General features: G+C 56.2%; 2 protein-coding genes. Both read right to left on the bottom strand.

What is annotated here, in order from left to right:
* Positions 1–88 precede the first annotated feature (88 nt).
* On the bottom strand, positions 89–700 hold the full coding sequence (locus XpopCFBP1817_RS20630; RefSeq protein ID WP_128418475.1) for an SCO family protein: 612 nt from the start codon (positions 698–700) through the stop codon (positions 89–91).
* 401 nt (positions 701–1101) lie between these two features.
* Positions 1102–1488, bottom strand: coding sequence for a DUF2946 family protein (locus tag XpopCFBP1817_RS20625; RefSeq protein WP_128418474.1), 387 nt, complete (start codon positions 1486–1488; stop codon positions 1102–1104).
* Positions 1489–1669: the final 181 nt, after the last annotated feature.

Genomic DNA, 1669 nt, shown 5'->3' with positions numbered 1-1669 from the left:
GATCATGTCTGTCGTTCTCCGCTGGCAGGGCGTCAAGTCAATGATGGCAGATTGCTGGGGTTTTTAGAGGCTCCTTGTAGCTGCGAACTCACTCCAGTGCGATGACCTGCCGGATGTCTTCAACAGTCGAATCGACCGATTGCTCGTGCGCAAAGCCGACGCGCAAGTTGCCGTTGCGATCGAATACAAAACTCCGGGTCGAGTGATCGATGGTGTAGGTCTTTCCCCTCGGCACCTTGGCGTAGACCACCTTCAGATTGTCTGCTGCCACCCTGATTTCCCCTGTGCTACCGGTCAGAGCGATGAAGTCTGGATCGAATTCTTTCACATACGTCCTCAGTACATTGGGAACATCGCGTTGTGGGTCGAGCGTGGCAAAAGCAAATTGCACTTGCGATGCTTGCGCGCCCAACTTGCGCTTGACCTGGGCAGCACGCGCCAACGCCGTCGGGCAGACATCGGGGCAATTGGTGAAGCCGAAAAGCAGCACCAAGGCCTTGCCATGAAAGCTTCGCAACGGCTTGGGCTTGCCTTCGGTATCACGCAGATAGAAATCGACACCACGCCCCATACCGCTGAGGTCAGCACCGTTGGGCGAAAACGATGAGCCCCACAGGCCGCAGCCAGCCATGACACAGACCGCGCACAGCAGCACCAGCCTCGATGTCACCCGTTTAAGTCGCACTATTTTTTCTTGCATCCGTTTACTCCATGGATCCGTTGAGAGCCGCTGCGCACCTGGCCACGCACTCCTGCGCTCAGCTCTCCAAGCGCAGTGTCTGCCAGCGATAACACCTGCTCTGAATCTCGCCAGACAGCATCGTTCTTAGGTGGAATACCGCATTGGCTGTCAGGAGTAAAACGACGCTGCGGCACAGAGCGCGACACCGATCTAACCGCGACCAATCGCCTCCCGTCCCCGACACTTGCGGACGCCTTGGATTAGGCTCGGTGACAAGCGCAAAGCTCGAAAGAAGCTTCACACGCATAAGGCACGGCGTTGCCGCCGCATGGGACGGCAGAAAAAAAGATCTCATAGAAACGCTCCAAAACACTCAAAAGTACGCCCAACACCGGGCGATGCTGAATCGACCAGCGTGTTTAGACGAGCAGAGGATGACCACGGGGCGAATGCGCCCAACAACGTCCGGCGCAAACGCGCACAGCAACACAGCGCTCACCGAAAATTTTTGCCCGAATCAGCGCAAACACCACAACCGCGATCAACAGCCAAGGCAGCAACCTTGCGGCAAGCACGCAGTAATCGCAGACAGACGCATGCTGCGCGCCGGCGCCTTCCATGTCGTGCTTGATGATCGAGTTATGCTCGTTGATGAAACGAACAACCAACCCAGGCGCAGCTTCAGCCTGCGTCGTGCGGCTCTGACAAAGCGGAACGCCCAAAAAACTGTGCGTATTGCCAAGTGTGCGGCTGACCAATGGCGCAAGCACCAACAGCAAAACCGCCAGGAAGGCCAAGTGCTGCATCAGTCTGAAAAGGGGCGGATGAGGTGAGTGCACCGACAAAGTGTAATGAAAAAAAATCTGGCGAACTGCGACTTTTCGTCGCAGCTCGACTCACAATTTCGCTATAAGGAGCCTCTAAAAACCCCAGCAATCTGCCATCATTGACTTGACGCCCTGCCAGCGGAGAACGACAGACATGATC

Source organism: Xanthomonas populi (assembly GCF_002940065.1).
Taxonomy (GTDB): Bacteria; Pseudomonadota; Gammaproteobacteria; order Xanthomonadales; family Xanthomonadaceae; genus Xanthomonas; species Xanthomonas populi.
The sequence above is the reverse complement of the archived record's forward strand: the minus strand, read 5'-3'. Positions and strand labels throughout refer to the sequence as shown.